General features: G+C 58.8%; 19 protein-coding genes. 14 read left to right on the forward strand and 5 right to left on the reverse strand.

The genetic code is table 11. The annotated features are described in order from the left end of the window. Nucleotides 1–55: 55 nt before the first annotated feature. From tig to EV700_RS06440, 13 genes are all read left to right on the forward strand, one after another. The gene (tig, locus tag EV700_RS06380; protein ID WP_130411926.1) at nucleotides 56–1,360 is read left to right on the forward strand and encodes a trigger factor; all 1,305 of its coding nucleotides are present in this window, start codon (nucleotides 56–58) and stop codon (nucleotides 1,358–1,360) included. Between the two features lie 163 nt (nucleotides 1,361–1,523). Continuing rightward, nucleotides 1,524–2,123 (forward strand): ATP-dependent Clp endopeptidase proteolytic subunit ClpP, encoded by a 600-nt coding sequence (gene clpP, locus EV700_RS06385; RefSeq protein WP_130411928.1) that lies wholly within the window; start codon nucleotides 1,524–1,526, stop codon nucleotides 2,121–2,123. A 39-nt stretch (nucleotides 2,124–2,162) separates the two neighbouring features. Then, entirely contained in the window at nucleotides 2,163–3,494 is a 1,332-nt protein-coding gene (gene clpX, locus EV700_RS06390; RefSeq protein ID WP_130411930.1) for an ATP-dependent Clp protease ATP-binding subunit ClpX, read from the forward strand. Nucleotides 3,495–3,632: 138 nt separating this feature from the next. After that, nucleotides 3,633–6,914, forward strand: coding sequence for an FG-GAP-like repeat-containing protein (locus tag EV700_RS06395; RefSeq protein WP_165391355.1), 3,282 nt, complete (start codon nucleotides 3,633–3,635; stop codon nucleotides 6,912–6,914). A gap of 180 nt (nucleotides 6,915–7,094) precedes the next feature. After that, nucleotides 7,095–9,509, forward strand: coding sequence for an endopeptidase La (lon, locus tag EV700_RS06400; RefSeq protein WP_130411934.1), 2,415 nt, complete (start codon nucleotides 7,095–7,097; stop codon nucleotides 9,507–9,509). Nucleotides 9,510–9,658: 149 nt separating this feature from the next. Next, a complete protein-coding gene (locus tag EV700_RS06405; RefSeq protein WP_130411936.1) occupies nucleotides 9,659–10,864 on the forward strand; it encodes an alpha/beta fold hydrolase in 1,206 nt (401 codons plus the stop codon). Between the two features lies 1 nt (nucleotide 10,865). Next, the gene (locus EV700_RS06410; RefSeq protein WP_130411937.1) at nucleotides 10,866–11,405 is read left to right on the forward strand and encodes a gamma carbonic anhydrase family protein; all 540 of its coding nucleotides are present in this window, start codon (nucleotides 10,866–10,868) and stop codon (nucleotides 11,403–11,405) included. A 2-nt stretch (nucleotides 11,406–11,407) separates the two neighbouring features. Next, nucleotides 11,408–11,971, forward strand: a complete 564-nt coding sequence (locus EV700_RS06415) for a nitroreductase family protein (protein WP_130411939.1) — start codon at nucleotides 11,408–11,410, stop codon at nucleotides 11,969–11,971. Next, nucleotides 11,968–12,423 (forward strand): YiiD C-terminal domain-containing protein, encoded by a 456-nt coding sequence (locus EV700_RS06420; RefSeq protein ID WP_130411941.1) that lies wholly within the window; start codon nucleotides 11,968–11,970, stop codon nucleotides 12,421–12,423. Before EV700_RS06415 ends, EV700_RS06420 begins: the two co-directional genes overlap by 4 nt. 91 nt (nucleotides 12,424–12,514) lie before the next feature. Then, nucleotides 12,515–15,391: a hybrid sensor histidine kinase/response regulator gene (locus tag EV700_RS06425; RefSeq protein ID WP_130411943.1), complete on the forward strand. Its 2,877-nt coding sequence runs from the start codon at nucleotides 12,515–12,517 to the stop codon at nucleotides 15,389–15,391. 75 nt (nucleotides 15,392–15,466) lie between these two features. Continuing rightward, the gene (locus tag EV700_RS17200; RefSeq protein WP_278044898.1) at nucleotides 15,467–16,237 is read left to right on the forward strand and encodes a TetR/AcrR family transcriptional regulator; all 771 of its coding nucleotides are present in this window, start codon (nucleotides 15,467–15,469) and stop codon (nucleotides 16,235–16,237) included. Nucleotides 16,238–16,240: 3 nt separating this feature from the next. Then, complete coding sequence (locus tag EV700_RS06435; protein ID WP_130411945.1) at nucleotides 16,241–17,329, forward strand: efflux RND transporter periplasmic adaptor subunit; 1,089 nt, start codon at nucleotides 16,241–16,243, stop codon at nucleotides 17,327–17,329. A gap of 5 nt (nucleotides 17,330–17,334) precedes the next feature. Next, nucleotides 17,335–20,433, forward strand: coding sequence for an efflux RND transporter permease subunit (locus EV700_RS06440; RefSeq protein ID WP_130411947.1), 3,099 nt, complete (start codon nucleotides 17,335–17,337; stop codon nucleotides 20,431–20,433). A gap of 64 nt (nucleotides 20,434–20,497) precedes the next feature. On the opposite strand, the gene EV700_RS06445 is transcribed toward EV700_RS06440, so the two are convergent. From EV700_RS06445 to EV700_RS16805, 4 genes are all read right to left on the reverse strand, one after another. After that, nucleotides 20,498–21,787, reverse strand: coding sequence for a nucleotide sugar dehydrogenase (locus EV700_RS06445; protein WP_207224610.1), 1,290 nt, complete (start codon nucleotides 21,785–21,787; stop codon nucleotides 20,498–20,500). 91 nt (nucleotides 21,788–21,878) lie between these two features. Next, the gene (locus EV700_RS06450; protein ID WP_130411951.1) at nucleotides 21,879–22,502 is read right to left on the reverse strand and encodes a TetR/AcrR family transcriptional regulator; all 624 of its coding nucleotides are present in this window, start codon (nucleotides 22,500–22,502) and stop codon (nucleotides 21,879–21,881) included. Between the two features lie 23 nt (nucleotides 22,503–22,525). Next, a complete protein-coding gene (locus EV700_RS06455) occupies nucleotides 22,526–23,113 on the reverse strand; it encodes a 1-acyl-sn-glycerol-3-phosphate acyltransferase (protein WP_130411953.1) in 588 nt (195 codons plus the stop codon). 154 nt (nucleotides 23,114–23,267) lie between these two features. Beyond that, nucleotides 23,268–23,438 carry a PA1571 family protein gene (locus EV700_RS16805; protein WP_165391343.1) on the reverse strand — a complete coding sequence of 57 codons (171 nt, stop codon included), beginning with the start codon at nucleotides 23,436–23,438 and terminating at the stop codon, nucleotides 23,268–23,270. Between the two features lie 271 nt (nucleotides 23,439–23,709). Between EV700_RS16805 and EV700_RS06460 the strand changes: the two genes are divergently transcribed. Further along, nucleotides 23,710–24,675, forward strand: a complete 966-nt coding sequence (locus tag EV700_RS06460) for an ATP-NAD kinase family protein (protein WP_242610199.1) — start codon at nucleotides 23,710–23,712, stop codon at nucleotides 24,673–24,675. A 49-nt stretch (nucleotides 24,676–24,724) separates the two neighbouring features. Here EV700_RS06460 and htpX read toward each other — a convergent pair whose 3' ends face one another. Further along, the gene (gene htpX / locus EV700_RS06465; protein WP_130411957.1) at nucleotides 24,725–25,675 is read right to left on the reverse strand and encodes a protease HtpX; all 951 of its coding nucleotides are present in this window, start codon (nucleotides 25,673–25,675) and stop codon (nucleotides 24,725–24,727) included. Nucleotides 25,676–25,788 lie beyond the last annotated feature (113 nt).

Genomic DNA, 25,788 nt, shown 5'->3' on the forward strand with positions numbered 1-25,788 from the left:
TATAATCCCCGGTTTTAGATTTAGCCTGTTGGCCTGAAAAACAACCGAGGATGCCATGCAAGTAGTTGTCGAAAGCGTTTCCGCTCTGGGACGCCGCCTGAAAATTTCTGTTCCTTCCAGCCGTATCGAGCAGACTTTCAACAACCGTCTGAACCAGACCGCCCGTACCATCAAAATGGACGGTTTTCGTCAGGGCAAGGTGCCGTTGAGCATGGTGAAGAAGCGTTTTGGCGACAGCATCCGTGCTGAGGCACTGGAAGATGTGATTCGCGACAGCTACGTGGCAGCCGTGGAAAGCCAGAGCCTGCGCGTTGCCGGGTTCCCCACGATTGAGCCGTTCAACGCCCCTGAAGGTGCGGATCTGGAATTTGCTGCCGTGGTTGAAGTGTATCCTGAAGTCACCATCGGCGATTTTTCCGCCTTGTCCGTCGAGCGCCCGGCTTCGGAAGTGACCGCCGCCGATGTTGAGGAAATGATCACCAACCTGCGTCGTCAGCGCGCCAAGTTTGCCGATATTTCCGAGCCTTCCGCCCTCCAGGATCGCGTCACCCTGGACTTCGAAGGCACTGTTGATGGTGAAGCTTTTGCCGGTAACAGCGCCAAGGACTTCAACCTGGTTCTGGGGTCGGGCCGCATGATCCCCGGTTTTGAAGACCAGATCGTCGGCATGAAGGCTGGCGATGAAAAGACCATCACCGTGACTTTCCCGGCTGATTACCAGGCCGAGAACCTGGCCGGGAAGGAAGCCCGGTTCGCTATCAAGGTCAGCAAGGTTGCCCGCCCCGAACTGCCGGAACTGGATGAGGCTTTCCTGAGCGCGTTCGGTGTGACGGAAGGCGGCGTCGACAAGTTCCGCGCCGATGTCCGCAAGAACATGGAGCGCGAGCTGCGCAACAGCATTCGCGCCCGCGTGAAGACCGCCGCTTTTGATGCCCTGTTGGCCGCGAACGCCATCGAGTTGCCGAAGGCGCTGGTGGAACAGGAAATTGATCGTCAGCGTCAGCAGGCTATTCAGCGCTTTGGCGGCAACGCCCAGAACATCAAGCCGGAAATGCTGCCGAACCAGCTGTTCGAAGAGGCTTCGCGCCGTTCGGTCGCCTTGGGCTTGCTGATCAGCGAGATCATCAACAAGAACGAAGTGAAGGTTGATGGCGACCGCGTCAAGGCGTTGATCGGTGAAATCGCCGAGTCGTATGAAGATCCGTCCGAAGTCGTGGCCTGGTACATGGGCAACCGTGAACAGCGCGCCCAGATCGAGTCCGCCGTTCTGGAAGATCAGGTGGTTGACCTGATCCTGGCTTCGGCCCAGATCACCGACAAGGCCGTTTCCTACAGTGACCTGCTGCGCCAGCAGCAGTAATCGCTCCTTCCGATGGCTGGCACATTCGTGCCAGCCGCGTTGTGCTAGCCTTGTCAGATGTTTTATGTCTGTGATTTGCTAAATTGCTGGAATGCGCCATTCTTTTTTGCTAAATGTTACAGCGCAGATAATACCTTCAACAATTCGCATCGAGACAAGCCAGATGAATCCAGTCAACAGCGGCCTTGTGCCAATGGTGGTCGAGCAGTCCGCCCGTGGTGAACGCGCCTTCGATATCTACTCGCGCCTGCTGAAAGAGCGCGTCATTTTCATGGTCGGCGAAGTGGAAGACCACATGGCCAACCTGATTGTGGCCCAGATGCTGTTTCTGGAATCCGAGAACCCCGACAAGGATATCCATCTCTATATCAATTCTCCCGGTGGCTCGGTGACAGCCGGCATGGCCATCTATGACACCATGCAGTTCATCAAGCCCGATGTCAGCACCATTTGCGTAGGTCAGGCCTGCTCAATGGGAGCGTTCCTGCTCGCGGCCGGCGCTCATGGCAAGCGGTACTGCCTGCCCAATTCACGGGTGATGATCCATCAACCGTTGGGGGGCTTCCGTGGCCAGGCATCCGATATCGCCATTCACGCCCAGGAAATCCTTAAGATTCGCGATAAACTTAACCAGTGCCTCGCAACCCATACCGGTCAACCGCTCGAACGTATCGAGAAGGACACCGACCGTGACAACTTCATGGGCGCCGAGGAAGCGCAGGCTTACGGCTTGATTGACGCGGTGCTGGAAAAGCGTCCCTGATTCCGTCCGCGGACGCCAGAAAATAAATGAGGGCAAGACATGAGTGATGACCGTAAGAGCCGTGATGAAAGACTGCTGTTCTGTTCTTTCTGCGGCAAAAGCCAGCATGAAGTTTCCAAACTGATTGCCGGTCCCTCGGTTTATATCTGCAACGAGTGTGTCGAGCTCTGCAATGACATTATCCGGCAGGAAGTCCGCGAAGAGGGTCAGGCGAACGGCAAGTCCAAGGACTCGCTGCCGACTCCGCACGAGATCAAGCTGACGCTGGATGAGTACGTCATTGGCCAGGAGCAGGCCAAGAAGGTGCTGGCCGTAGCGGTGTACAACCACTACAAGCGCCTGCGCGCCGGTATGAAGAAGACCACTCCGGGCGGCAAGCAGAATCAGGATGTGGAACTGGCCAAGAGCAACATCCTGCTGATCGGTCCGACCGGCTCCGGCAAGACGCTGCTGGCGGAAACGCTGGCTCGCCTGCTGAACGTGCCGTTCACCATTGCCGACGCCACGACGTTGACCGAGGCCGGCTACGTGGGCGAGGATGTTGAAAACATCATTCAGAAGTTGCTGCAGAAGTGTGATTACGATGTAGAGAAGGCCCAGCAGGGCATTGTCTACATCGACGAAATCGACAAGATTTCCCGCAAGTCCGATAATCCTTCCATTACCCGTGATGTATCGGGGGAAGGGGTGCAGCAAGCCCTGCTCAAGCTGATCGAAGGTACGCTGGCTTCGGTGCCGCCCCAAGGCGGTCGCAAGCATCCGCAGCAGGAATTCCTGCAGGTTGATACCTCGAACATCCTGTTCATTTGCGGCGGTGCCTTCGCCGGACTGGACAAGGTCATCCGCAGCCGCGCCGAACCGGGCGGCATTGGCTTCAACGCCACGGTGAAGAGCAAGGAAGAAGATCGCAATGTGGGTGAGATTTTCCGGGAAGTGGAGCCGGAAGATCTGATCAAGTTCGGCCTGATTCCCGAGTTCATTGGACGTTTACCTGTCATCGCGACGCTGGAAGAGCTGAGCGAAGATGCCTTGATGCAGATTCTGACGGAGCCGCGCAACGCCCTGACCAAACAGTACCAAAAGCTGTTCGGGATGGAAGGCGTGGAGCTGGAGTTCCGCGAAGAGGCCCTGAAGGCCGTGGCCAACAAAGCCATGGTTCGCAAGACCGGTGCCCGTGGCCTGCGCTCCATTCTGGAAGGGGTGTTGCTGCAAACCATGTATGACCTGCCTTCCCAGGAAGGGGTTTCCAGTGTGCTGGTTGATGAAAAGACCATTCTGGAGGGGACGCCCCCACTGCTGGTTTTTGAAGATAAAGCCAGTCAGGAAGAGTCGCCGTTACCGTTGGCGTCAACAAACCTTAAAGCCTCCTGAATACAGGCCAAAGGTGTAAACAAAGCCCGGTCAAGTTCGCTTGTCCGGGCTTTGCTGCATTTGGGGATATCCGCGCTTTGCATTACGCTAGACGGATATTACTATTCCTACAGCCGTTTTCCGTTGATGACAATAAAAATGCGAATTGCCCCAGCCCCATTCCGGCTTAAGCCGGCGCTTCTGAATACCGGTCTCCTGACTCTGATCTCGCTGACATTGGCAGCTTGTGGTGGCGGAGGCGGGTTAGATGATTCCGAGAACACTACACCGGATACCGAGTTGCGGGCGATGGTGAGCGCCGTGGTTCCTGAGGCGGATCCGACCGCCGGGCGGGCATTGCCAAAAATCTCGGACGCGGTGCCGACGTTGGGTAGGGCGCTATTTTTTTCCAAGTCCCTAAGCGGTGATCGCGATACGGCCTGCGCCTCCTGCCATCACCCGTTATTGGCAGGCACGGATTCGCTTTCGCTTCCGGTGGGTGTGAATGCGGTAAATCCCGATCTTCTGGGGCCTGGGCGCACCTTGCTTTATGTTCCTACCGATGACCCCGTTCCGGGAAACGGTCCCAATGTTCCTCGCAACTCACCGACGACCTTCAATATTGCCCTGTACGATCGCGCCATGTTCCATGACGGCCGTGCATTCATCCTGGATCCGGATACCAAGCCTAATGGGGCCGGGCAATCCATTCGCACGCCTGACAGCCTGTTACAACAGGCCGACCCGCTGGCAGGCGCTAACCTGACCGAGGGCCAGGCGCGTTTTCCGGTGACATCCCTTTTCGAGATGCGTGGTTTTGGTGAGTTTTCGACGCTGAGTAACGATGCTTTACGTGCCGCGATTGTTAGTCGTCTGAAAAGCAATTCTCAATGGGTCTCCCGTTTCAAGACAGCATTCAATATTACCGGCACCCCTGATCAGGTTGTTACCTTTGAACGGGTTACGAAAGCCTTGTCCGACTATCAGCGTTCACAGATATTTGTCAGCTCGCCATGGTTGAAATATCGCCAAGGCGATAATGCAGCAATTACGGATCTTGCCAAGACGGGCGCCAAGTTATTTTTCAAGCCAATCAGTAATGGTGGAGCGGGTTGTGTCAGTTGTCATTCCGGCTCACATTTCACCGATGAAAAATTCCATGTCTCCGGCTTTCCGCAGCTCGGTCGCGGCAAGAATACCTTTGGCGAAGATGACGGACGTCGTGAAGTTACCCAGTCGGACTCCGATATTTTTGCCTTTCGGACGCCTTCATTACTCAATGCATCTCGTACGGCACCTTTTGGCCATGCCGGGTCATTCACGACGCTTTATGAGACCATTGCTTATCATGTCAATCCTGAGGCCGGGTTGTCCACGTATGATTTCAGTCTGAAGTCCTTGGATCAATTCAGGGATTTGACGGTAACGTACCCCCGTGTCAAGACGAATACACAGGATGTGGTGGCTCAATTTAAAAAGTCGCCTGATTATGTATTGTTGAATAATCCGGCGTTAACGCCTACTGATATATCGGCATTGGTGGCTTTTGTTCAGACCTTAACTGATTACCGCTTGGCGGATAGTTCTGCTCTTCAGCCGTGGATTGCGTCGGATGTATTGGGGGATAACCCGGACGGTCAAATGTTGACACCGTGTTTTTCGAACCCAGGTCTGGGGGCCGCCTGTCTGAATACAGGTGGGGGGGGGACAGGAACTTCAACTCCAGCGGACTTCAACGAGCTTTCTGCTACAGGTGGTGTAGCGATTCCACCGGTGACTCTCGCTGTCTCAACACGCGTGCTGGCAAATGCGGTTAACTGTCCTGATGGTCGTGGTGCGGTAAACCAGAAGCAGCGTCGTTTTGTGACGGCAACCGGAGCGTTGGATTTTTCTCATACGTTTGCGTTGAATATCGATAGCTATATCCGAGAGGATAACGTTAGTGTCAATGCATCCAATCTAGCGGGTTTGGCAGTTGGCGATATTAACGCTGACTGTTGGCCGGATGTCGTTTTTGCTTCCGGCCTGGACGGAGTTGTGACGTATCTGAATGACCAAGGCAAGGGCTGGATCCCCTCGTCGTCATTACCAAAGCATATTGATGCCGGGCTTGTGACGAGCTTGGGCATCGCCGACATTGACGGAGATTACAAGTCAGACGTCGTCTATGGTAATTTTCTCGGACAAAAGCTTTATATTCTTGAAAATCGATGGCCGTCATTCATCATTCATGATGAGAGCCAGACGAACATCAGTCCTGCCCACAATACTTACGGCATGGCTTTTGGTGATTATGATAATGACGGGGATGTTGATATGTTGACCGGACATTGGACCGATAAGTCGAATATCGCTCGCTCTGGTCATTTACGAGAAAATATGGGTGACTGGAAGTTCTCCTCACGTGATGCGAGTAAAGGCTTGGTCGGTCTGGTAAACAGTAACGATTTTTCCTTCTCGCCAAACTTTGCCGATATCAACAACGACGGCAAGCTCGATATACTGTTTACGGGAGACTTCAAGAATAGTCAGGTCTTCATCAACAACGGCAACGGTTTTACCCGTACCACGGATCCCACGGTCATTACCGATGAAAACGGTATGGGTGCCGCGGTTGGCGATTTTGATAACGACGGCGATCTGGATTGGTTTGTCGGCTCGATATATGGATCAAAGACTCCCTCAATACCCGTCTATGGAATTACCGGCAATCGTATGTATCGTAATGACGGTAAAGGGGGCTTGACGGATGTGACGGATAGCGCCGGTGTTCGTGATGGAGGCTGGGCTTGGGGAACATGTGCCGCTGACTTTGATAATGATGGTGATCTGGATATTTTCCAAGTGAACGGATATATCCTTCCGGATCAGGTTGTGGACTATTTGTTAGCAACTTTTCCAGGTAAGGAGGATGAGTCAAGATTAAGAGAGCTGCAGAATATTTATTCGGTCTTCCTGAACGATACTTCCCGTCTGTTCATCAACAACGGAGCCGGTGTGTTCACGGAAGAAGCGGCGGCCTGGGGGCTGGATGACACGCGTCAAGGTCGTGGGATTTCCTGTCTGGATGTGGATCGCGACGGCGATATCGATATTGTCACGGCGAATCACCTGGACAAACCCAGCTTGCGCTTGAACCAGGTTGCCGGTCGTCCGGATTCCCATTTCCTGCAGGTGCGTCTGGTCGGCATTAGCCCGAACACGGAAGCATTGGGTGCCCGTGTCTACATCACGGTTGGCGGCAAGACCCAGATGCGTGAGGTCAGCCTGGGCAGCAATTATCTGGGGAATAATCCGGCCGAGGTTCACTTCGGAACCGGAACCTCGACACGGATTGATGAATTGAAAATTGTCTGGCCGGGCGGTTCGAAAACCACGGTCATGACCGGCGTGGATGCGGATCGCTTTCTGGTGATCGGACATCCGGATATCCCCCGCTGATCCACCGGGTCCCGCAGCGTCTGCTGCGGGACCCGGTTTCCGGCCGTCAGTCAGGTCCGGAACACAAAAAAAGTCTCCCTCTCCCTTGTAATTTCCCGACTTCTCCCTAAAACAGTTATTTGAGATGGCAAATTTTTTGCAGCCATAAACAGACGGTTGTCCCATTCAGGTTGAATGCATATGTACGAATCAAATCTGCTGGATCTCCCGCTGCTGCCCCTGCGCGATGTGGTGGTGTTTCCCCATATGGTCATCCCGCTTTTTGTCGGGCGAGAAAAGTCCATTCAGGCCCTGGAAGTGGCGATGAATGGCGACAAGCAGATTTTCCTCGCGGCCCAGCGTGATGCCGGTGATGATGATCCCGGTCGCGACGCCCTCTATGACGTCGGTACGGTCGCGCAAATCCTGCAATTGCTGAAGTTGCCCGATGGTACGGTAAAGGTGCTGGTCGAAGGCCAGTACCGCGGCAAGCTGGACAGCCTGGCGGATACCGGCAGTTACTGGCTGGCCACCCTGGCGCGCGTGCCCCACGGGAATCTCAAGGACAATGAAGGCGAAGTGCTGGCGCGCTCGCTGCTGAACGAATTTGAACAGTACGTAAAGCTGGCCAAGAAAGTGGCTCCGGAAGTGTTGAATTCGGTGAACTCCATTCGTGAGCCGGAACGCTTGGCCGATACCATTGCCGCGCATTTGTCGTTGAAGCTGGAAGAAAAGCAGGAAATCCTCGACATCACCGATATCCAGCAACGGGTCGAACACCTGATGGGCATCATGGAATCGGAGATCGATATCCTGAAGGTGGAAAAGCGCATTCGCGGCCGGGTCAAGAAGCAGATGGAAAAGAGCCAGCGCGAGTACTACCTGAACGAACAGATCAAGGCGATCCAGAAAGAGTTGGGTGATCTGGGCTCCGAAGGCGGCGGTCCGGAAAACGAGATCGCCGAACTGGAAATGCGCATCGACAAGGCCGGCATGCCCGCTGAAGCCAAGAAGAAGGTTGAAAGCGAGCTGAAGAAGCTGAAGATGATGCCGCCGATGTCTGCCGAAGCGACGGTGGTGCGTGGTTACATTGACTGGATGATCAGCGTCCCGTGGAAGAAGCGCAGCCGCATTGGCATTGACCTGAAGGCGGCGCGCCAGATTCTGGATGCCGATCACTATGGCCTTGAAGAGGTCAAGGAGCGGATTCTGGAATTCCTGGCCGTGCAGTCGCGCGTGAAGAAGTTGCAGGGCCCGGTGTTGTGCCTGGTCGGGCCTCCCGGCGTCGGCAAGACGTCCCTGGGCCAGTCCATCGCCAAGGCCACCAAGCGCGAGTTTGTGCGCATGGCGCTGGGCGGTGTGCGTGATGAGGCCGAGATTCGCGGCCATCGCCGTACCTATATCGGCTCCATGCCCGGCAAGCTGGTGCAGAAGCTGGCCAAGGTTGGCGTGAAGAATCCGCTCTTCCTGCTGGATGAAATCGACAAGATGAGTTCGGACATGCGCGGTGACCCGTCATCCGCCATGCTGGAAGTGCTGGATCCCGAGCAGAACAGCCATTTCAACGATCACTATCTCGACGTGGACTACGATCTGTCCGAAGTAATGTTCATTTGCACCGCCAACTCCATGAACATTCCGGCGCCGTTGCTCGACCGCATGGAAGTCATCCGTCTGCCTGGTTATACCGAAGACGAGAAGGTGGCGATTGCCCGTCAGTATCTGGTGCCGAAACAGATTCAGGCCGCCGGCTTGAAGGCCAGTGAGCTGACCGTGGAAGACTCTGCCGTACGCGAACTGATTCGCCGCTATACCCGCGAGTCCGGCGTGCGTAATCTGGAACGCGAGATTTCCAAGATCTGCCGCAAGGTGGTGAAGGAAGCGGTGTTGGGCGAGGGCGCGCCGCATACCGTGGTCAATGCGGAGAATCTGGAAAAATACTGCGGCGTCTACAAGTTCAATTATGGCAAGGCCGAAGAGAAGGACCAGATTGGTCAGGTGACCGGACTGGCCTGGACCTCGGTGGGCGGCGAGTTGTTGACGATCGAGGCGGTAAGCACGCCGGGTAAGGGCCATTACACCATGACCGGCTCGCTGGGCGATGTGATGCAGGAATCGATCAAGGCGGCCCTGACCGTGGTGCGTTCGCGTTCGCGGATGCTGGGGATTTCTCCCGAGTTCCACGAGAAGAACGACCTGCACATCCACATGCCGGAAGGGGCGACGCCAAAGGATGGTCCCAGCGCCGGTATCGGCATGTGTACCGCGATGGTGTCGGTCCTGACGCAGATCCCGGTGCGCGCCGATGTGGCGATGACCGGCGAAATCACGCTGCGCGGTCAAGTGCTGCCGATCGGCGGTTTGAAGGAGAAGCTGCTGGCGGCGCATCGCGGCGGCATCAAGACGGTGATCATTCCCGAGGAGAACGCCCGTGATCTGAAGGAAATCCCGGATAACATCAAGGCCGACCTGACGATCAAGACCGTAAAATGGATCGATGAGGTACTGGCGATTGCCCTGACGCGCCAACCCGAGCCCCTGCCTGAAGCCATTCCCGCCGCACCGCTGGCGGCGGCTGAGGAGGCGGAAGACAAGGAGCGGGCCAGCCGTCATTAAGCGGTCAGCACGACGGAGGGGGGCGTTAAACGCCCCCTTTTTCATGCGAAAACGGGGGGCTGGCGCGGAATGTTTTTCCAGCGCGCACCCAAACCGGTAAAATCGGGCGATGTCGTCCGAAACTCCTTCATCCAGCCTACAGGTGTTACATGAGCCCAAGCCGAATCGAACGCGCTTCCCGCCTGGCGAAGACCAGCGCCGCCTTTGTGAAGAATGCCGTCCAGCGCCGGGTCAACAAGGAAAACTATATCCTTTCCGACAAGACCGAGAACGAGGTTATCCTGCGTGACGGCATCATGTCGGTCAAATACTACAAGCCGCTGGACACCGAGACCGTGACGCTGGAAGGCGGGCAGACGCTGCATGTGCGTCGTCGCCGTTTCGCCATTCCGCTGGTGATGGTGCCGCCGCTGGGTGTGTTTGCCTGGATTTTCGACCTGCTGGCCGACCGCAGCATGATCCGCTATTTTCTGGCGCATGGTTTTGAGGTCTATCTGATCGACTGGGGCAAGCCCGGGCCGGAAGACGCCGGCCTGTCGCTGGAAACCTACACCGTGGACTGGTTTCCCAAAGCGCTGCAAGCCATCCGCCAACACAGCGGCAGCGAGGAAGTCTCGTTGATGGGGTATTGCATGGGTGGCCTGCTGTCACTGCTGTATCTGGGCGTCAGCAAGGATGAGAAGGTGGCCAACCTGATCACCATCGCCAGCCCGATTGATACTTACAAGGCCAATGCCTTTGCCGGACCGCTGGGGCGCGCCCTGGCCTGGCCCGCCAGCCTGGTGAAGAACAAGACCGGCTTCCAGCTCGACAAGTTGTCCGAGCAGGCCTTCCACGTGCCCGGCAAGACACTGTCCATCCTGTTCAAGATGACCAATCCGTTGGGCGTGGCCGCCAGCTATGTCGAGCTGATCCGCAACATGGCTGATGATGACTATGTGGCGCGCTACATGACCATGAACGAATGGTTCACCAACATGCCCGATTATCCGGGCGCCACGGTACAGGAAATGACCCGGAAAATGGGCATCTATAACCGTTTCGCCAAGGGCAAGATCCGCATCGGCGACAGCCATGTGGCGGACCTGTCGGCGGTAAAGTGCAATCTGCTGGCGTTTGCCGGGGACAATGACAAAATCGTCAGCATTGCCGGTGCGCGGGCGATCATGACGGTGGTCAGCTCGACCGACAAGGCGTTCCATATTGTGCCCGGCGGCCACGCCGGGGTGTTCACCGGCAGCCGGGCGGTCCATACCACCTGGAATATCAGCAAGGATTGGCTGCAGCTGCGTTCGCGCCCCATTCCCCGTCCGGAAGGGCAGGGCGAGACCGGCTCCGCCGGGCAGGTGGCCTGAGATGGCGATTCGTCCCTTTGACGGTATCCGACCGGTTGTGGCCGAAAGCTGCTATGTCGATGACACGGCGGTGGTGATCGGCGATGTGGAACTGGCGGATTCCGTGTCGGTCTGGCCGATGGCGGTGATTCGCGGCGACGTCAACAGCATCCGCATCGGCGAGGGTTCCAATATCCAGGACTTCGCCATGCTGCACGTGACACACAAGCGTCCGGCCGATCCCGAGGGCGCGCCGCTGGTGATCGGCAAGCGGGTTACGATCGCCCATCATGTGTCCTTGCATGGCTGCACCATTGGTGACGAAGTACTGATCGGCATCGGCAGCATCGTGATGGATCGCGTGGTGATTGAGCCGCGCGTACTCGTCGGTGCGGGCAGTCTGGTGCCGCCCGGCAAGCGTCTGGAGTCCGGTTGGCTCTATATCGGCAATCCGGTGAAAAAGGCCCGGCCGCTGACCGAGGGTGAGTTGGCCTGGTTCCGGTATTCAGCGGAACATTACATACGCCTGGCGGGCAAGCACGCCGCCAGCCGGGAGGAGTGACCATGGATGCACTAGATGCCTTGCTGACCCGGAGTTCCATCGGCGGCTTGACGGACCCCGCGCCCGATGAAGCTACGCTGACGGATGCGTTCCGGGCGGCGCTGCGCGCGCCGGATCACCGGATGTTGCGTCCGTGGCGCTATCTGGTGGTGCGCGGTGCTGCCCGCACGGCCCTGGGACAGGCGTTCCTGCAGGCCGCCCTGAAGGATACGCCGGATCTGGGCGAGACCGAGCGCAACCGCTTGCTGGCGATGCCGTTGCGGGCGCCGCTGATCGTGGTTGCCGTGCTGTCTCCACGTGTCGATGACAAGGTGCCCGAGTACGAGCAAGTGCTGAGCGCCGGCGCGGCGGTGCAGAACTTCCTGCTGGCGATTCACGCGGCAGGATTTGCCGCCATGTGGCGCACCGGCTGGATGGCCGTGCACCCGACGGTGCATGCGGCCTTGGGGCTGCAGGCCGGTGAAACAATCGCCGGATTTGTCTATTGCGGAACGGCATCATCCGCCTCGCGCACACCCGCGTCGTTGCCGCTTGCCGAGTTTGTACGGGAGTGGACCGGCGCATGAAGACGGCCGGTGATCTGGCGGCCTACTTGTCGCGGCATATCCCGCTCAGCCGCGCCATGGGCGTGCAGGTTGAGGCCTATGACGGCGTCAGCCTGACGCTTTCTGCGCCGCTGTCACTGAATCACAATGACAAGAATACCGGGTTCGCGGGCAGCATCGGCAGCCTTGCGTCCTTGTCCGGCTGGGGACTGATGATGCTGTGGGCCGACAATTTCGGCCCCTGCCAAGCGGCGATTGCCCGAGCCGGGATTGAATACCGGCGCCCGGTGCAAAGCGATTTCCGCGCCGTGGCCTGTCTGCCGTCGCAGGCCGAAATTGACGCCTTCCATGACATTTTCCGGGTGAAGGGCCGCGCCCGGTTGCCGGTCCGGATCGAGGTGCTGGACCACGAAGGACTCGCCGCCGTGCAGGAAGCGGTGTATGCTGTCTGGCGTTTACCGGTGTCTGTCTGAATCCGGCCCTTTTTCAGGGATTGAACAAAGAATATACATGTCATCAGGCGTATGATGACTAGATCACATTCTATGCATCCCTGAACCGAACATGTCCGAAGCGGCCACAATAACGATTATCCGCTTGCTGCTGCTCCTGTGGGCCCTGTCCGCAGAGGTTGTGTTTGCCTCGTTCGCTCCTCCGCTGCAGCTTTCTTCCTCAACCGGGAAAATGCCGGTATCCGGCCATATCGCCTATGTGCGCGAGCATGGCCCCTGGCAACCCTCGGACGTAATGCAACTGGCGCCGTCGCAATGGACGCCGGATCGCGGCACTCCCAATTTCGGCTTCACTACCCAGGCTTACTGGTTCCGGATAGATGTTCACAGCCGCGACGCGACGGATGGCATTCTGGCCATTCTCTATCCGGCGCTGGATCATGTCCGGGTGTACGAGACGGCGGCTGACGGCCGGATGCTGGCGGCGTACCGTTTCGGCGACATGCAGCAGGATGTCGTGACCGCGCTGCCCAACCGCTATTTCCTCTCGCCGGTGCGGCTGGCGGCCGGGGAGTCCCGGATTTTTCTGATACGGGTGGAAACCGAAGGCTCGTTGCAGTTGCCGCTGACTTATTACGACCGGCAGCATTTCTATGATCGGGAACAAAAGAATTTGCTGGTGGAGGGGATCTATTTCGGCATCCTGCTGATCATGTCGATCTATAACCTGTTCATTTTCACCATGCTGCGCGATCGCAGTTACGCGTGGTACAGCGCCTTCGTATTCACCATCCTGGTCTTTCAGGTCAGCCTTTCCGGCTTCGGTTTCCAGTTCTTGTGGCCGGGCCTGCCGGGCATCAACGGCTTCATCATTCCGCTGACCATGTCGGGCTGCCTGTTCACGGGCGCCATGTTCTCGCTGCGTTTTCTCGATGCCGCCGAAAGCCATCCCCGCGTCATGGGTGTTTTCCGGCTGACCGCGGCAACAGGCTTTGCCGTGATGACGCTGTCGATCATCGGCTCATATGAAGTGGCTGTGCGCGCGGCGGTAATCACCTGCGGCATGCTGGCGGTTTACGCTATCTGGGCGGGCTTTTACCTGTGGTATCGGGGCTTGCATCATGCCCGCTATTACGCGATCGCCTGGTTCTTCCTAATGCCCACGATCGCCATCCTGTCACTGAACAAGCAAGGCTTCCTGCCGGTCAATTTCTTTACCGAATACGCCATCCAGATCGGCAGCGTGCTGGAGGCGGCGCTGTTCTCGTTTGCCCTGGGCGACCGCATCAGCCTGGAGCGCCGCGCCAAGATACTGGCGCAAGAACACCTGATCCGGCAGGAACGCACCCTGCGCGAAGAGCTGCAACGTTCGCACTTCCAGGAGTTGCAGGCCCAACAGAAAGTCGTGGCAGCGGAAGCGGAAAGCCGCGCCAAGAGCCAGTTTCTGGCGACGATGAGTCATGAAATCCGTACGCCCCTGAACGGGATCCTCGGCATGATCGAGCTGTTGCAGGGATCGGACCTGCAACCGCACCAGCGCACCTATACCGAGGTCATTTCCCAGTCGGGACAGACGCTGCTTTCGGTCATCAACGACATTCTGGATTATTCCAAGATCACCGCCGGCAAGATGCAGATCGAAAACATGGACTTCGATCTGGAGCAATTGTGCATGGAGTGCGCCTCGGTCTTTGCCTTTACCGCCGAGAAAAAGCATATCGAATTGCTGGCGTTCAACGACGCCGATGTGCCGGTTTTCATCCAAAGTGACCCCACGCGCATCCGCCAGATCTTGCTCAACCTGCTCGGGAACGCCTTCAAATTTACCGAGCGCGGACGGGTGACGCTGCGTGTTTCCCTGGAGCGCGAAGACGAGCACAGTTATATCCGCTTCGCCATCAGCGATACCGGCATCGGGGTGCAGCCGGATCAGAAAGAAAGGCTGTTCGAGTCCTTCGCGCAGGCGGATTCGTCAATGACCCGCCGTTTTGGCGGCACCGGGCTGGGCCTGGCAATCAGCAAGAAGCTGAGCGGCCTGCTGGGCGGCGGCATCGGAGTGGAGAGCTCGCCGGGGGAAGGATCGCTGTTCTGGTTCCGCGTGCGCTACACGCCGGCCGATCCGGTGCTTTACCATCATCTGCGCCGTAGCCAACAGGTTTTCAACGGCAAGCATTTGCTGGTGGTGGATGACTCTCCCGCCTTCACCCAGGTCATTGCCATGCATGCGCGGCAATGGGGCATGAAGGTGACGGAAGCCTTCTCCGGCGAGCAGGCGCTGGCCTGTCTGGAAACCGCCTTGCGTGAAGGCAATCCTCCCGATGTGGTGACCCTGGACATGCGCATGCCGGGCATGAGCGGTCTGGAGTGCGCCTCCGCCATGGAGGCCGATGAACGCTTCCGCAATATTCCGCGCATTCTGCTGACGGCGATGCAGCCCGCGCCATCGGCAGGGGAGCTGGAGGCCGCCGGCGTGCGGTTCTACCAGCAGAAACCGGTATCCGGCCGCGGCCTCAGTGACCTGCTGCATGAGGTTTTTGAACTGCGGCAGTCCGTCGAGGCCGAGTCCGCTCCGGCGTTACTGCAGGCCGCCGCCAGCCAGTTTGCGGGCAAGCATGTGCTGGTCGCCGACGACAACGAGGTCAACCTGACCGTGATCACCGCCTTATTGAAGAAGCTGGGCGTGCATGTGGTTCAGGCGCTGGATGGCGAACAGGCGGCTGAATATGTCTACCAGCACCATGCTGACATCGACCTGATCCTGATGGATTGCGAAATGCCAGTCATGGACGGGTTCGTGGCCACGCGCCGCATCCGTCATTTCGAGGCGGAACGGATGTTGACGCCGGTGCCGATCGTGGCGTTGACCGCGCACGCCTTGCCCGAATACCAGCAACGATGCCTGGAAGGCGGCATGGATGATTACATTGCCAAGCCGATCCAGTTGCGGGTCTTGTCCTCGGTGCTGGGGCACTGCTGGGAAGGGCGCTAGGACGTTCGTGCCGGGTTGCTGGACTTTTCGGCAGCCATACCCTAGGGTATGGACATACCTTTGAGTATGTCCGCCATGCGTGAAAAGCTTGTCCATAGCCTGCGTCAACTGGCCCTGTCACACCCGCTTGCCGACATCACCCCCGAACATCTGGCGCAGTGCGCCGGTGTTGATGTCGATATCGTCAACCGCACGTTGGGATCGCCGGAAAATTATCCTGCCCTGCTGGCCTGGGAGCAACCCAACGAAACCCGGGAGCGCATCTTGCAGGCGGCGATGCAGGTCTTTGTGCAGAAAGGCTGGCAGAAGACTTCGCTGGATGAAATCGCTGCCGCCGCCGGGCTGACCAAGGGGGCCATCTACTGGCATTTCCGCAACAAGCATGATCTTTTCTTTGCGTTGGTCGATGCCCGGCTGCATCGGGACACGTCACCCGTGCCGGATGAAATCCGCCAGGCCATCACCCGATCCGGTGATGGCGACCCCCAGGAGGCGGTGGCGGAGCTGTTCGGCGCGGCCTGGAAGCGGTGCGCCTCCGACCGCGACTGGCCGCGCCTGTACATGGAGGTGGTCAGTCAGGCGCAGGATCCTGAAATTGCCGCCCGCCTGCAGTCCATGTATAGCCATTTGTGGGATATGTCCGCCGGCTTTGTCCGGGTGATGCAGTCGGGCGGACTGACCCGGTCCGATATTCCCGCCGAGACGTTGGCGGTGTTGTGGTGCGCCATTTTTGACGGCGTTATGTTTGCCGCGATGGCCAATCCCGGGCTGGATGTCGGGCAGATGGCCCGGCAACTGATTCCGGTCATCTGGCGCGGCATCGCTCCCTCCGGTCCGCAGGAGTAATTCATGCCTTCCCTTATCCATTTCCGTGCGCATTTGCTTTGGGCAGGCCTGGCCGTGTTGTTGGCGGCCTGCAGTCCGCCGGAAACCGCCAAGCCGCCGCCGGCGTCCAAGGCGGTGCTGGAGCTGGCCGCCGCCGACGTGGTGCGTGCGGAAACCGGCGCTTTGCAGCCGTCGGTGGTTGTGACGGGCCAGTTGCGGGCGTTGGAGCGAACCACCGTGCAGGCCGAGGTGGCTGCCCGGGTCGAGCGGGTGCTGGTGCGGGAGGGGGATGACATCCGGGCCGGACAGTTGCTGGCGTTGTTGTCCGTGCGTGAGTTGGAGGCGCGGGTTAGGCAGGCGGAGGCGGCATTGGCATCCGCCAGGGCGCAGGCGGTGTTGGCGGATGCGGTGCGCGATCGTCAAGAGGCCTTGCGCAAGGAGCAGTTTGTCTCGGATCTGGAACTGACTCGCGGGGCGGCCGAGGCGCGCGCCGCCGCCGAGATGGTGAAGGCTCAGGAAGCGCTACTCAGTTTGGCGCGCAAATCGTTGGAGGATGCCCGGATCACGGCTCCGATATCCGGTGTCCTCGCCCGCCGCCAGGTGGAGCCGGGGCAGACGGTCAGCCTCAACACGCCGCTGTTCGATATCGTGGATCTGGGCCGGTTGGAGCTGGAGATTACTGTCCCCGCCGGCGAGATTGCCCGTGTGCGCACCGGACAGTCCGTGCAATTCCGGGTGTCGGGTTACGAAACGCAGTTTCAGGGCACGGTCAGCCGTATCAACCCGGTTGCGGAGAGCGGCAGCCGCGCCCTGACGGTGTATGTACTGGTGCCGAATCCGGGCCGGGCGCTTAAGGCCGGCTTGTTTGCGGAAGGCAAACTGGCCCTGGGTGAGGCGGTCAGCGGAGTTCTTCTGCCCTTGGCCGCCTTGCGCAGTGACGGCACCGTACCTGTTGTGCATGACAAGAGGCTCGACCTGGTTCCGGTTCGGGTATTGGTGCGTGATGACCGGAGCGGCCAGATGCTGGTTAGCGGTATCAAGCCCGGTGATCTGGTGGTGACGACCCGGCTGGCGGACGGCGCCGCCGGCCTGCCGGTCAAAATGGCGGAGTAGGGCGCATGTGGCTGACCCGGATCAGTGTCAACAATCCTGTCTTCGCGGCAATGATGATGCTGGCATTGATGGTGGTGGGGCTGTTCGCCTATCGCGATGTCGGTGTCGAGGAATTCCCGAATGTCGAATTTCCCTTCGTTATCGTCACCGTCGATTATCCCGGCGCTTCGCCAGAAGTGGTTGAGTCCGACCTGACCCGCAAGATCGAGGACAGCGTCAATACCATTTCCGGGGTGAAGAAGGTCATGTCCACCTCGTATGAGGGGCGTTGTTTCGTCGCCATCGAGTTTTACCTCAGCGTGCCGTTGTCAACGGCGGTGCAGGATGTGCGTGACAAGATCGCGGTGCTGAAACCGCAGCTGCGCGATGGCATCGAGGAACCGCGTATCGAGAAATACAACCCCGGCGCCATTCCGGTGGTATCGCTGGCGTTTACCTCGACCAGCCTGCCGATGCGCGAACTGAGTACCTACATCGAGCAGAAGTTGAGCAAGCGGCTGCAGACGGTGGCCGGTGTCGGCAAGGTGGACGTGCTGGGCAGCGTCCGCCGCGAAGTGCGGATCTATATCAAGCCGCAAGCCTTGCAAGCCTATCGGGTCGGCGTGGATGAAGTCATGCAGGTGCTGCAGCGGGAGAACGCGGAGTTGCCCGCCGGAACCCTGCGGCAGGGCAATGTGGAGCAGGTGGTGCAAATCAAGGGACGCATGGTCCGGCCGGATGATTTTCGACGCCTGATCGTGGCGCGTCGCCAAGGCGCGCCGGTTTATCTGGAACAGGTCGCGGAGGTGGCGGACGGTGAGGCCGACGCCGAGTCCGCCGCCTTGATCAACGGTCGTCCGGCCGTTTCGGTGGACGTCATCAAAAGCTCCGGCGCGAACACCATTGAGGTGGTCGACAAGGTGCATCGGGTGCTGGATGAAATCCGGGGTGAACTTCCTGCCGGTGTCACGATGACCCAGGTTGCCGACAGTTCCAAATCCATCCGCGCCTCGCTGGCGGATGTGCAGAAGACGCTGCTGGAAGGGGCGGTGCTGGCGGTGTTAATCGTTTTGCTGTTCCTGGGCTCCTGGCGCAGTACGGTCATTACCGGCCTGACCCTGCCGATTTCCCTGCTGGGCACCATTTTCGCGATCTACTTTTTCGGCTTCACCATCAACCTGATGACGCTGATGGCCTTGTCGTTATGCATCGGCCTGCTGGTGGATGACGCTATTGTGGTGCGGGAAAACATTGTCCGCCACGCCGCGATGGGCAAAAGCCATCGTCAGGCCGCGCTGGAAGGCACGGCGGAAATCGGGTTGGCGGTGCTGGCCACCACGCTGTCAATCGTGGCTGTCTTCGTGCCGGTGGCGTTCATGGGCGGCATTATCGGCCGCTTTTTCTATCAATTTGGGGTGACGGTCAGCGCGGCGGTCTTGCTGTCGATGTTTGTCAGTTTCACCCTGGATCCCATGCTGTCCTCGGTCTGGTCTGACCGCCATCGCCCGACCGGTCGTCGATCCGGTTTTGGCGGCGCGCTGGACATTTTTGGCGAATGGCTCGACCGGGTCAGCGATGTGTACGCGCGCATTCTCGGCTGGTCATTGTCGCATCGGCTGACGACGCTGGGGCTGGCGCTGGCGTCGTTGGTCGGGGCGTTCATGCTGGCCGGGTTGATCGGCAAGGAATTCGTGCCTGAACCGGATTTGGGGGAAATCGGCGTCAAGTTCGAGACCGCGGTAGACGCTTCGCTGGAATACACGGTGGCGAAGACCGGGCAGGTGGAGAAATTGATCCGCTCCTATCCCGAAGTGGTCAGTACGTATGCCACCGTCAACAGTGCCGGACAGGGCAGGAATCGCGCCAGCATCCGCATTGCCTTGAAACCGAAGCAGGCGCGCCGGCTGAACCAGAAGCAGCTGACCGCGCTATTCCGTGAGCGCTTGTCCCATGTGGCGGGCATCACGGTAACCTCGGTGGCCGCTTCGAAGGAATCCGTATCCGGCGGGTTGAAACCGATCATGGTCAGCGTCCAGGGCGCCGACCTCCGGCAGCTGCAACGCATCTCGGATACGCTGGTCGCCGAAATCCGCCGTATTCCCGGTGTGGTGGATATTGAAACCTCGCTCAAGGCCAGCAAGCCGGGTATTGCAGTCAATCTGGATCGGGACGCCGCTAGCGACGCCGGGTTGAGTATTGCAGCCATCGGCCGGGCATTGCGGCCGCTGCTGGCAGGTGATGAGGTGACAACCTGGCAGGACGCCCAAGGCGAAAATTACGCCGTCCGGGTGCGATTGCCGGACGCTGATCGCGAGACGGTGGCCGATCTGGCCAATCTGCATTTTGCCAGCAACCGCACCGACGCATCCGGGTTGCCCGAACTGATCCCCCTGGGGCAGGTGGCGTCCTTGGATCGTACTGAAGGCGCCGCCAAAATTGCCCGCCGGAACCTGTTTCGTGAAGTGCTGATCGAGGCGAATGTCGCCGGGCGTCCGGCGGGCGATATCGGCGCTGATATCCGCAAGGTGCAGGAGCGCATCAAGCTGCCGCCGGGCTATCACTTCGAAACCGAAGGCCAGAACAAGGACATGCAGGAGTCGATCGGCTACGCTGCCACGGCGTTGCTGCTGGCGGTGATTTTCATCTACATGGTGCTGGGTTCGCAGTTCAACAGCTTTCTGTTTCCGGTGGCGATCATGACGTCACTGCCCTTATCGCTGATCGGAGTGTTCCTGGCGCTCTTTGTCTTCCGCAGTACGCTGAACATTTTTTCCATCATCGGCATCATCATGCTGATGGGCCTGGTGACCAAAAACGCCATCCTGCTGATTGATTTCATCAAGGTGCGGGTGGGGGAAGGAATGGAGCGCAGCGAAGCGATCCTTCAGGCCGGACGAACCCGCCTGCGCCCCATCCTCATGACAACCATGGCGATGGTGATGGGCATGGTGCCGCTGGCGCTGGGCCTGGGGGATGGCGGCGAGCAACGCGCGCCGATGGCGCATGCCATCATCGGCGGCATTCTCACGTCCACGCTGCTGACGCTGATTGTGGTGCCGGTGGTCTATACCTATCTGGATGATCTGAAGGCGGGGCTGTGGCGGTGGTTGAGCCGTCGCGCCTGACGCGCGGATGGTGAACAACGAGGGGCGCGGCCGGACAAGGGGCGATGTCCGGCCGGATGTGTGGTTACAGACGCCAGACCCTGAAGCCCAGAGCGGTCAGCCGGGCGGCGTCATAGCGCGACTTGACGTCCAGGAAGGGCAGGGGACGGGCCGGATCAGGTCGGAAAACCGACAAATCCATATTCCGGAAGCAGTCGTGACCGACGGCGGCAATGACGGCATCAATCTGCGGCACCTGTTCCGGCGTCGTCAGCGTCAGGCCGTATTCATGGACGGTTTCCTCGGCATTGGCCACCGGATCCCAAACGGCTACGTTCAGGCCGTAATCCTTCAACTCCTGAATAATGTCGGTAACTCGGGTATTGCGGATGTCCGAGCAGTTTTCCTTGAAAGTCAGCCCCATGATCAGCACGGTGGCTCCCCGCGACATGCGGTCGGCCAGTATCATCTGCTTGATGGCCTGCTGGGCGATATAGGAGCCCATGCGGTCGTTGATGGTGCGGCTGGCGAGGATCACCTCCGGTTTGTAGCCGAGAGTCTGTACCTTGTGGGTCAGGTAGTACGGGTCGACGCCGATGCAATGGCCGCCGACCAGACCCGGCCGGAATGGCAGGAAGTTCCATTTGGTGCCGGCGGCTTCCAGGACCTCCAGCGTGTCAATTTCCATCAGGTTGAAGATCACGGCCAATTCATTGATCAGGGCGATGTTGACGTCGCGCTGGGTGTTTTCAACGACCTTGGCGGCTTCGGCCACCTTGATGCTGGAAGCCTGATAGACGCCGACATCGACGACCAGCCGATACAGTGTGGATACTTTTTCCAGAATGTCCGGATTTTCGCCCGAAACAATTTTGGTAATGTTGTCGAGGCGGTGAATCTTGTCGCCGGGATTGATCCGTTCCGGCGAATAGCCCAGCCAGAAATCCACGCCGCGAACCAGCCCGGAGGTTTCCTCCAGAATGGGACCGCAAATGTCTTCAGTCACGCCGGGATAGACGGTCGATTCATAGATGACGATGGCGCCTTTTTTGAGATGCGGGCCGATGGCGCGTGTCGCGCTGACGACCGGAGTCAGATCCGGCTGTTTGGCGTTGTCGATCGGCGTCGGCACGGCGACAATAATGTAGTCGGCTTCCGCGAGGCGGTTGGCGCTGGTGGTGTAGGTAATCTGCGTGGCGCTGCGGAATTCGTCCGGGGTGACTTCACCCGAAGGGTCGTGTGCATCCAGGTAGGCGCGGATCTTGCCCGGATGAATGTCGAATCCGATCGTGGGCACTTTGCGCCCGAAGGCGAGCGCGAGGGGGAGGCCTACGTATCCGAGACCGACGATGGCGACGGTTCCATTGAAATTGATAGTCACGTCCGGTCCTTAAATGCCTGAAGTACGGGCATTCATCTTACTCAAAAACCGGTGCGCAAACAAAACGTTTGATGTGACGGCGGGGTCAGGCCCCGGACATTCCCCGCAGCAGGTTGGCTATCCATGCCGAGCGGCGGTCATCACCGCTTTCGTGAGGATCCAGGCCCTGATAGATGGCTTCGCCTTGATAGAACATGGTGACAACTTCAACAGCGGTATCAAAATCCGGAATCACATTGATGAGCGTCGGCATCAGGTCGCGCGCCTCCAGACGGATCTCGCGCCGATAATTTTCCCGTATCGGTTGTATGGCAAGACGAAGGTCATTGTCCGTGCGCGCCGCAATCAACAGCTCAATCCAGGCCTGCTGGTGCGGTGACCGGGTATTTTCCCGCGCCAGGTTCATGGCCAGTCCGATAATGTCCGTGGGTTGCTGCTGTTCGATGAGCCGGAAACGCGTGGAGAATTGCAGCACCAACTGTTTGCTGACGTGCTCCGCCACGGCAATCATGAAGGCTAGGCGGGACGGGAAGTGCCGGAACAGCGCCCCTTGGGAAACCCCGGCGCGTTTGCAGATATCCTGTGTGCTGGTCCGCGCATAGCCAACTTCCATCAGGCTTTCAACGGCGGCGGACAACAGCCCGTCGATGGTTGCCGCAGAGCGTTCGGCCTGGGTGCGGCGCACGGTCGGAGCAGAAGAGTCGGACACAGCAATCTCCGGGGAATTAGGCGTCAGTGATCCAGGTATTTCACATCGACACTGAAATTCTCGGGGTATTTCCCGCGAATCTGGTGATAAAAGTGCATGATGGCCTTCATGTCGGCGGCCATATCATCGGAAGGATAGATGATGCGGTCAATACCGATTTCCTTTTTCGGGTAATCGACGTAAGCGAGAGCGATAGGAACGCCGGCGGTCTTGGCGACATGATAGAAACCCGTCTTCCATTCAGTGCGCAGCGAGCGCGTGCCTTCCGGCGTGACCAGCATGATCAGTTCCTCATGCTCCTTGAACAGGTCGGCCATGGATTGCACCATGCTGGGACGGTGCTCGCCTTCCTTGCGCACGCGACGGTTGATGCCGACCCCGCCCATGGCGCGGATGACCGGGCCGTAAGGAAAGCGCATGTAGCTGTCCTTGATGGTCAGCTTGGCGGGGATTCCCATGACCATGAAGCCGAGTTTGGTATACAACGCATCCCAGTTGCTGGTATGAGGAGCGGCAATCAGCACGCACTGGCGGATTTCCGGCGGCATGTTGTTCTTGAAGGTCCAGCCGGTAAGGCGCATATAGCCGCGGGCCATGATTTTGGCGAGCATCGACAAGCTCCAGTGAGGATATAATGCACAAGTGTATCATTTCTCCGGGCCGGACACAGTCAGGGTGGGTGGCTTTGTTTCATCCTGAAAAACAAAACCCCGCGAAAGCGGGGTCTGGAGAACTCAACAACAGTATAATGGAAGCATGACTGAATCAGGCGGCGCAGGGGAAGTGCCAGAGTTTCATCAGTTCATCGCAGGCCGACAGGATCATTTCTTCGGTGATGGGAATCTCGCGGCCGTTTTCGTCAACCAAGGCAGCGGCATGCACCGCGCTCATGTCGAACACGTTGTCAGTAAGTACCGAGGTTTGAAGGGCTTGCATGGAGTTCCTCACTTGCCTGCTGAAGGCATATTGGGCTGTTTCTATGAGTTCAGTATAAGAAACACCCGGCCTTGTGTAAGCTAAAACACGACTCAATCTGTAACCATCTATGAAACCTGAGAATAATTCTTGCTTGCCATCCTTGCGGATCGGAGTGCTGGTCAATCCCTTGGCCGGTTTGGGCGGACCTTTGGGTCACAAGGGCAGCGATGATCTGTCACCATCCGGGCTCACGGCGGATGACTCGCGGGCGCATGGCCGGATGCAGGTAATGCTGCAACATTTGCAACCCGCTCAGGCAAGATTCCGGTTTCTGACGGTTTCCGGTTTGATGGGGCTGGATGCGCTCAACGGAGCAGGTTTGCCTGCCCGGAGCGTATGGTCACCCCCCGTAAACAGCACGGCGCAAGACACCATCGAGGCTGTCCATCGCTTGGAAGCCGCGGGTATTGATCTGCTCGTTTTCGCCGGTGGCGACGGGACGGCGCGAAATATCTGCGAAGCCGGACCCGGTGTTCCCGTGCTGGGGGTTCCGGCCGGAGTCAAGATGCATTCCGGCGTCTTCGCCATCAACCCGCAAAGCGCGGCGGAACTGATCCTGGAGCTGGCGGAAGGGCGAGGCGTTGCGGTTGAGCGCGTGGAGATACGTGATCTGGATGAGGAGGCCGTGAGGCACGGGGTGGTTCGTCCCCGCTTCTACGGTGAGCTGAGGTGCCCGCAAGATATCCGCCTGCTGCAGCAAGTCAAATGCTCATCACCGGACAGTGACGCGCTGGTGCAGACCGAAATTGCGGCGGGAATCGTCGATGGCATGGAGCCGGATGTCGTGTACCTGTTGTGCCCGGGAACGACGGCGGCGGCGGTTATGGAGCAGCTCGGATTGCATCATACCCTGTTGGGAATAGATGCCGTGTGCAATCGCCAACTGCTGGCGGCCGATCTGGATGCCGCCGCGATTGCGGCCTTGGCCGACAAGCATGCAGTGCGGGTATTGCTGACGGTTACCGGCGGGCAAGGCATGCTGTTGGGGCGGGGAAACCAGCAATTAACCCCCGCCATTCTGCGGCGGATCGGGCGCTCGGCGCTGATCATTCTGGCGACGCCCGGCAAGCTCCGCAACCTGCAAGGGCGTCCACTGCATCTGGACACCGGCGATGAATCCCTGGACCGGGAATGGCAGGGGTTGGCGGAGGTTGTAACCGGCTATGAGTCCCGGCAGCTGTGCAGGCTGGGCTGAAATGAAGAAGGCGGCCAGTTGGCCGCCTTCTTCATTTCAAGGGTAATGCTCAGCGCATGTTGTTCCAAAGCGAGTCGCCAGGCATCTGCGAAGAAACATCGTTGGCCAGTTGCAGTTTTTGCAGCGCCTCGACGCGGTCGTCGATGCTGGGGTGCGAACTGAACAGCGCGGCCAGACTGAAACCATCCTTTTTGCCTTCGGTGATCGCCAGGGCGGTCATTTCGGCGGGCATGGTGTCGGTCAGGTCGTGCTCGCTCTTTAGGCGCAGCAGGGCGTTGATCATCGACTGTTTGCCGGCCAGGCGGGCGCCCGCTTCATCCGCGCGGAACTCGCGGCGACGGGAGAACCACATCACGATCATCGACGCCAGGATGCCCAGCAGGATGTCGGCAATGATGCTGGTGACAAAGTAGGCGATACCGGGGCCATCGTTCTCGTTCTTGAACACCACGCGATCGACGAAGTTGCCGATGATGCGCGAGAAGAACATGACGAAGGTATTCACCACGCCCTGGATCAGGCTCAGCGTCACCATGTCGCCGTTGGCGACGTGGCCGATTTCGTGGCCAAGCACGGCCTTCACTTCTTCACGGTTCATGCGATCCAGCAGGCCGCTGGAGACGGCCACCAGCGCGGCGTTCTTGTTCCAGCCGGTCGCAAAGGCATTCGACTGATAGCTGGGGAAGATACCGACTTCGGGCATCTTGATGCCGGCCTTTTGTGACAGTTCGGCGACCGTATCCACCAGCCAGCGTTCTTCCGCTGAGCGGGGATTGGTGATCAACTCGGTGCCGGTCGTGCGCTTGGCCATCCATTTCGACATGAACAGCGAGACGAGCGAGCCGACCATGCCGAAGACAAAGCACACCACCAGCAGGTTCATCAGATTCAGGGTATTGCCGGGGCCATGGGTGGCGCCGACACCGAGCACACTGAGGACGATACCTGCAACGACCACAATGGCCAGGTTGGTAAGCAGGAACAACATGATGCGGAACATGACAGTCAACTCCGGAAAAGTAGGTTTTCCACAGGTGCTAACTTAGGGATGCGAAGTGTGAAATACAACACAACAGTATTGTAGGTTTGTAATCATCAGCGGGAGAAAACCCT

Origin of the sequence: Fluviicoccus keumensis (assembly GCF_004217445.1) — a bacterium.
In the GTDB taxonomy this organism is placed as follows: Bacteria; Pseudomonadota; Gammaproteobacteria; order Pseudomonadales; family Moraxellaceae; genus Fluviicoccus; species Fluviicoccus keumensis.